The sequence below is a fragment of the Ruegeria sp. YKSD163 genome (assembly GCF_059612905.1).
Window position 1 is genome coordinate 22,316 of sequence record NZ_JBXWRM010000034.1, and the last position, 6,500, is coordinate 28,815.

The following is a 6,500-nucleotide window of genomic DNA, read 5'->3' on the forward strand; positions in this document are numbered from 1 at the left end:
CTCAACATGTCATGGCCGCACTCCACACCCGAAGACCTAAAAAAGTCGCTCGAAGAACTAGGGTCAGGATTCATAACCAGTAAATGACCAGTGCTGCGAGCGCGATAGCCGAGAGGAAAACCTTGGGGCAGCGATCATAGCGGGTCGCGACACGCCTCCAGTCCTTGAGCCTGCCGAACATAATCTCAATCCGGTTGCGCCGCTTGTAGCGGCGCTTGTCGTATTTCACGGTCTTCTTGCGTTGTCTTCGCCCAGGGATGCAGGCGCGTATTCCTTTGTCTTGCAACGCTTCCCTGAACCAGTCGGCGTCGTAGCCGCGAGCAGAAGCGAGATCGTCATCTGGTCATTGCTGGGCGAGAACACAGTCATCTCGTGGACTGGTTCAGAGCCGGGCCAGATACCGGCCGGATGATGGCAGCCGTAGCGCCCCTCATCCCCGTCCACCTCTTGCGCAGCAAGCGAGGCGGGCGGCAACTCGATCACCTCTTGCCGTGCCCGGTAGAAAACCCCGGACTTCACCAGCGGTTCGCTGGACCAGGCCCAATCGATGAAGCCTTCCTTGCCGACCACGATCATCGCGCGCTTGTCGGTGATGGTCATCCATTTCAGGATCGCGGCGGTCAGCGACACGGCATAGCGATCCGAAAGCGCGGTCATCACGTCGATGTCGACGATCCTGCCTTTGATCTGCGCGCGGAAATCGTCGAGGGGCATCAACAGGTAGGAAGCGAATGTGTTCGCCTCCGCCTCGATCCTGTTCCGGGCCTCATCCCAGTCGGCCATGTTGCGGCTGGTGCACTGGAGCCCGCCCGGGTTTGCCTGCCGGTGGAGGAGGTAGTGCCCCAGCTCATGGGCCAGCGTGAAGTTGCGCCGCCCCGGCGAACGGATGGTCTCGTTGTAGACAATGCCCCATTCGCCGGAGCCGCTGGGATGCGGCATCAGCATGCCTTCGACGCCCTTGGAAAGCGCAATTCCCTTCACGATGGTGATCGGCGCTTTCGGAAAGACCTTGTCCGTCGTCAGGGTTTTTCGGACTTCCCGGGCCGTCTTGTAACGGAGGCTCTGGTTCGGTTTCTGTTTGAGTTTAGGCGGCCGCCGCTTGGTGCTGCAACCGGCGTTTTCGGATTGTCTGTTTCTTGATCTCCTCTCTCATCTTCAGGATCTTCGCGCCGCGACCATGGTAGACGTCGGCAGGCGTCAGGTTGGTCAGGCTCTCGTGATAACGGTGGTTGTTATAGTGGTCGACGAAGGCGCCGATCTGCCGTTCCAGGTCACCGGGCAGGAAGTAGTTTTCCAGGAGAACACGGTTCTTCATGGTCTGATGCCAGCGCTCGATCTTGCCCTGCGTCTGAGGATGGTGTGGCGCACCGCGCACATGATCCATGTCTTTGCCTTCGAGATATTCGGCCAGATCGACCGCGACGTAGGATGAGCCGTTATCGCTGAGCAGCCGGGGCTTGTGCACGACCGTGGCCTGATCGCAGCCTGAGGCCTGCAGCGCCAGGTCCAGCGTCTCGGTGACGTCGATGGCCTTCATCGTGGTGCAGAGCTTCCAGGCAATGATGTAGCGGCTGTAATCGTCGAGGATGGTGCTGAGATAGAACCAGCCCCAGCCGATGACCTTGAGATAGGTGAAGTCGGTCTGCCACAGCTCATTGGGCCGGGTGGTCTTGTCGCGGAACTCGTCTGCCGCCTTGATTACTACATGCGCCGGGGCCGTGATCAGGTCCTCGGCCTTGAGAATGCGGTAGGCCGAGGACTCCGAGACAAAATAGCGTTTCTCGTCGGTGTATTTGACTGCCAGTTCCCGGGGCGTGAGGTCCTCGTGGTCCAGCGCGAACTCGACGAAGGCTTCGCGGACGTCATTCGGGATGCGGTTCCACACGGATCGTGGTCGCGGCGAGCGATCCGCCAGTGCCTCAACGCCGCCATCAACCCAACGCGCATACCAATCGTAGTAGGTGCTGCTGGGGATACCGATCATGGCGAGCGTCTGACCAACTTGTCAGCGGCATCCTTCGATGTTCCGGACTTCTTGTTCATCTTCGCTCCATGATGGCTTCGATGAACCAGAAATCCTCCGTTGCTCAAACCCTTAAATCTGTCCGGTAGGTGCTGACGTCAGACAGAGCGCTGGCATCAGACCATGAAGAACCGTGTTCTCCTGGAAAACTACTTCCTGCCCGGTGACCTGGAACGGCAGATCGGCGCCTTCGTCGACCACTATAACAACCACCGTTATCACGAGAGCCTGACCAACCTGAAGCCTGCCGACGTCTACCATGGTCGCGGCGCGAAGATCCTGAAGATGAGAGAGGAGATCAAGAAACAGACAATCCGAAAACGCGGGTTGCAGCACCAAGCGGCGGCCGCCTAAACTCAAACAGAAACCGAACCAGAGCCTCCGTTACAAGACGGCCCGGGAAGTCCGAAAAACCCTGACGACGGACACTTGCCCGCTTCGAGGAACTCCTTAGACCAAGAATAATACAAGCTCTCGGCAATCCCCTCCCGGCGGCATAAGGCAGCGATGCTCTCCTCGCCGCGCAGCCCGGCCAGGACGATCCTGATCTTCTCCTCGGCTGAGTAGTGTTTGCGGGTCTTCCGCTTGATCCCCCTGACCAACTTGTCAGCGGCATCCTTCTATGTTCCGGACTTCTTACAGGGTTGGAACTCAGGAAAGTTCCGATAGAAACCGCCGCAAGTGCGACGAAAAAGGCTTTGCGCATCGTCTTCTCCTGTAATTCGCCTCGACAGGGAGCGTAGTTTGTCAGCCCGCTGAAAGAAACAGCGGCACGAATGCAGGGTTCGACTTTCACGACCAATCCGGCTCTCCAAGCGGCTTTGCCGCATTCCGAGCGGGCGCTCGATTGCGTACCGGGGTTGATTACGGCGAACTGGGCGGAGGACAAAAACTGGTGACGCCGGCTTGCGGGACACGACGGCCACCGCAGACAGATCACATTCGATACCAGTTTTCGACCGCTCGGGCGGCGGCTTCGGGGTCCATGACAGCTTCGATCGCTGCTATCGCGTCCTCGACTTCTCCGGGCGACGCGAAGATTTCCGAAACCCCGCCCTGAATATCGTGGGGCGATCCGCTGCTTGCATAGAACATGTCCACGTCCAGAGCCCAGGCGTTCCGGTGTTGCAGCAGATGGTCGAAGAACAGGCGGTACAATGCCGCGTCATATGCGGGCGTGCTTTCGCCTTCCGCCGCTTGGACCAGCCCAAGTTCGATGGACTTCGTGCAGGTCAGCTTCCAGGCCAGGTCCATGGTGGCGGGAGGAGCATCCCTGGCCTCATCCGGATGCCTTGGGTTCGCGAAGGTTTCTCTCCGAAGGGCTTCCAGCTTTACCCGCATCTCCCTGGTCGGCACCGGATAAACAAAAGCCGTCTCCTGCGATACCAGGGCGGCCTCAACCTTATCGGGAAACACTTTCACCAACTCGGAAAACCTGTTTCCGACGATGGGGACCTCTCCGACAAGAAGGTCCGCGTGATCCGGATGCATGTCCAGCCAGCGCGCAATGGCCTGCCGTCCCCATAATCCGGCGGCCATTCGGACGATCGGGTGGCTTCCGTCCGCGACATCCGGGTAGCGTGCCAGAATTTCATCCGTCTGAAACATTGCCAGGCCCGCATCCCAGCGCATCAAATGCACGCGGCGCCCGGCATCCCCTGCGATCGAGAGGAGCGCGCGGAGAAAGAACGATTTGCCGGACGCTGGCAGCCCGGTGAAAAAGATCATGCGGCAGTTTCGGGCCATCCCGGTCAGAATTCTGCCATTCTCGGTCTCTGCGAAACCACGGTCTGTCATAGCCTTTCCTCGCAGGCCGTCATTGCTCGGGCCAGGCCTGTGAGCCACGCGGCTTTGTCTTCTTCTGACTCGATGGCCGGATCATGATCCCGCGACCTGCGGCGCAGAGGCTGTTAGCCGAAACGCCCAATGCGCAAAGATCGCGAGCAGCATCATGCCGGCACCCAGTACGAAGGCGACGCTCACATTGCCGATGTAATCGGCAAGGACGCCCGCCAAGGCCGGGGCGATCATCATCAGCACATAATACATGGAGTAGAACACGCCGGTCCCGAAAGTGCGCATGTCGGGCGCAAGGATAAGGCCGGGCATGGCAACCATGGGCCCGGGCGCCAGCCCGGCCAGCAGGCCGCCCAGCACGAGTGCGGCAAGCAAGAAGCTGTTTGGCAGAAAAAATACTGCCGGAAAGACGAGCATTCCGCCAACCAGACTTACGAGGATGATCCGATTGGGCTTTCCGGTCCGATCCGCCAGCCATCCGCCGACCGGAATCGATGTCGTGGCCGCAATGATGTAAAAGCTGATCGCGGAACTGGCCGCGATGACCGGCATTCCGCGCTCAGCGAGAACAAGGGCGCCAAAGCTGAAGATCATTGCGAATGCGCAATTGTAGAGGCCCCACAGAACCGCGGCGCATGCCAATGGCGTCCAGGGCAGAGCGGAGAAGCTGATCCGCGCGTTACTTGCTACCGCGCCGGGCGGTACCTTGTAGACGAAGGCGAAAAGCAGAAGGGCCGCCACGGTGAGGATCGTCAGGGCGATCCAGGCTGTCCGTAAATCTGCGTTGGCGGCGATTGGCGGCAGTATCAGCAGACCAAGCGCGATCCCGACGGGCCAGGAACTGATGAAGATCGCCAGAGCCGTTGAAACATTCCTCCCGGCGAACCAGTCGATCACCATCTTGGTCATCAGAACGTTGAGAACCAGCCCGCCAATGGCTGAAATGATCCGACCGGCAACAGCCCATGCAAGAGTCGTCGTTGTCATGAATATCGCCGCGCCGATGACCATGAGCACCAGACTTGCGGTGACTGTCCGCTTGTCACCAAACCAGCTTGCAACCGCACCGCCTGCAACCGCGACAATGATACCGGGTCCCGAGAAGAGACCGATCAGGATTCCTATCTCCGTGAGCGTTATCGCGAGGCTGTCCATGATGAACGGAGAAAGCGCCGCAACGGACTGGAACTGGATAGCCATGACCGTTCGGGCGAAAAACAGCACAAACAGAACAACCCATCGCTTCGGCAAGAGAGAATTCCTCCAAGACAACGATACGATGTGAAGTGATCTGCGGCGTGTCTCAGCCAAGCTAAGTCCAAAGTCGAGAAGCATGCAAGCGTTTTGGCCTCGCGCTCGATTGAGGCTGAGTTCCCATAGGTCCGCTTAAGCCTCCGCCCCGACTTTTTGTGTCTCTGCAGGTTAGCGAACAACAATGCCCACCACCCGCGAAACCATCCTCACAGCGCTGCACGCGCGGCTGTCGGCGGTGCCCGCCACCGTGCTCCGAGGTGAGGTCCTGCCCGAGCGCGTGCCGCCTGCAGGTCTATTGATCCTGCGGGATGGCGAGCCGGGCGAGCCCGAGGTGACGCTGTCACCGCTCGCCTTCCACTACCAGCACCGCGCTGAGATCGAGGCTGTCGTGCAGGGCGGCGACCGTGACGCCGCCTTCGATACGCTGACTGCCAGCATCGGCGCTGCGCTTGTCGCTGACCGCACTCTGGGCGGGCTCTGCGACTGGGTCGAGGCGGATGCGTCGCGCCGGTTGATCTGCCGGTCGAGGGCGCGGCGAGCCTGAAGGCGGCCATGATCCCGGTGGTGCTGCACTATTCCACGGCCGATCCGCTGACTTGACAGAAACCGGAGGTCAGGTGCTGCCCTGCGATGCGCGGGAACAGGCCGCATTCACTTCGGCCCCGGCCTCGATGACGAGCTTCGAGTAGGAAATTTCTCCGGACACGCGAGCGCTGGATTGCAGTCGGACGTCACCGCCGACGATCCGACCCTCGAAACTACCCTTGATCGCGATACTTCGGGCACGCAGCTCACCGACGGCCGACCCACCATCCTGGATCACGATGCCGTCGGCGACAATCGTACCGTCGGCATGTCCAAACAGTTCCATGAACCCCGGGACCGTGAGATCGCCCGAAAGTTTTGTTCCTGCGGCGAGATGCGATCGACCGCCGCGTTGGCCGGTCGGTGTTTGAGAATGCGATGATGGGTCGGTCTGCGACATGGTCTGTAATCCTCGAACGGCCTACTGGCATGGCCAGCATCGCCGAAGTAACGGCATTCTGAGACCTTAGCGGCCTCCGTCCCCCGAAAGATAGACCAAAACATTCCTGATAAAGGAGAACACCATGGCACGAGCCCAAGGGGCGCGGGCGCAGATGGCGCTTGCGTTCGAGACCGTCTATGGAACGCCGCGGTGGTGTCAGGGGAACTTGGCTTGCGACAGGGCGGGGGCCTGAGAAGCTAATTGGGATGACGAAGCCTGAACCGTTCAAATACTTCAAGACGAGCCGCGAGGTCATCCGCCTGGCGGTGATGCTGTACGTCAGATTTTCACTGTCGCTGCGCAATGTCGAGGATCTGCTGCATGAGCGCGGGATCGACATCAGCCATGAATCCGTGCGGTTCTGGTGGAACAGGTTCGGCCCGATGTTCGCCTCCCAAA

At 60.0% G+C, this 6,500-nt stretch carries 4 protein-coding genes and 6 pseudogenes; 3 read left to right on the forward strand and 7 right to left on the reverse strand.

What is annotated here, in order from left to right; all coding sequences use genetic code 11:
* Window positions 1–70: 70 nt before the first annotated feature.
* The 3 genes and pseudogenes from AC2FNA_RS23310 to AC2FNA_RS23320 all read right to left on the reverse strand — a co-directional run.
* Window positions 71–331 (reverse strand): annotated as a pseudogene (locus AC2FNA_RS23310) (transposase); the annotation flags it as partial.
* Window positions 226–945 carry an ImmA/IrrE family metallo-endopeptidase gene (locus AC2FNA_RS23315; protein ID WP_496830718.1) on the reverse strand — a complete coding sequence of 240 codons (720 nt, stop codon included), beginning with the start codon at window positions 943–945 and terminating at the stop codon, window positions 226–228. The gene AC2FNA_RS23315 and the pseudogene AC2FNA_RS23310, both read right to left, overlap by 106 nt.
* A 139-nt stretch (window positions 946–1,084) precedes the next feature.
* Window positions 1,085–1,996: pseudogene (locus tag AC2FNA_RS23320) on the reverse strand (DDE-type integrase/transposase/recombinase); the annotation flags it as partial.
* A 132-nt stretch (window positions 1,997–2,128) separates the two neighbouring features.
* Here AC2FNA_RS23320 and AC2FNA_RS23325 point away from each other — a divergent pair.
* Window positions 2,129–2,377 (forward strand): annotated as a pseudogene (locus tag AC2FNA_RS23325) (integrase core domain-containing protein); the annotation flags it as partial.
* 74 nt (window positions 2,378–2,451) lie between these two features.
* Here AC2FNA_RS23325 and AC2FNA_RS23330 read toward each other — a convergent pair.
* The 3 genes and pseudogenes from AC2FNA_RS23330 to AC2FNA_RS23340 form a co-directional block, all read right to left on the reverse strand.
* Window positions 2,452–2,625: pseudogene (locus AC2FNA_RS23330) on the reverse strand (transposase); the annotation flags it as partial.
* 334 nt (window positions 2,626–2,959) lie between these two features.
* The gene (locus AC2FNA_RS23335; RefSeq protein WP_496830712.1) at window positions 2,960–3,820 is read right to left on the reverse strand and encodes a hypothetical protein; all 861 of its coding nucleotides are present in this window, start codon (window positions 3,818–3,820) and stop codon (window positions 2,960–2,962) included.
* An 81-nt stretch (window positions 3,821–3,901) separates the two neighbouring features.
* Window positions 3,902–5,155 (reverse strand): MFS transporter, encoded by a 1,254-nt coding sequence (locus AC2FNA_RS23340; RefSeq protein WP_496830714.1) that lies wholly within the window; start codon window positions 5,153–5,155, stop codon window positions 3,902–3,904.
* Window positions 5,156–5,255: 100 nt separating this feature from the next.
* Here AC2FNA_RS23340 and AC2FNA_RS23345 point away from each other — a divergent pair.
* Window positions 5,256–5,674, forward strand: a pseudogene (locus tag AC2FNA_RS23345) (acyl-CoA transferase).
* A gap of 13 nt (window positions 5,675–5,687) precedes the next feature.
* On the opposite strand, the gene AC2FNA_RS23350 reads toward AC2FNA_RS23345, so the two are convergent.
* Window positions 5,688–6,059 (reverse strand): bactofilin family protein, encoded by a 372-nt coding sequence (locus AC2FNA_RS23350; RefSeq protein WP_496830716.1) that lies wholly within the window; start codon window positions 6,057–6,059, stop codon window positions 5,688–5,690.
* Window positions 6,060–6,307: 248 nt separating this feature from the next.
* Between AC2FNA_RS23350 and AC2FNA_RS23355 the strand changes: the two are divergent.
* Window positions 6,308–6,500 (forward strand): annotated as a pseudogene (locus AC2FNA_RS23355) (IS6 family transposase); the annotation flags it as partial.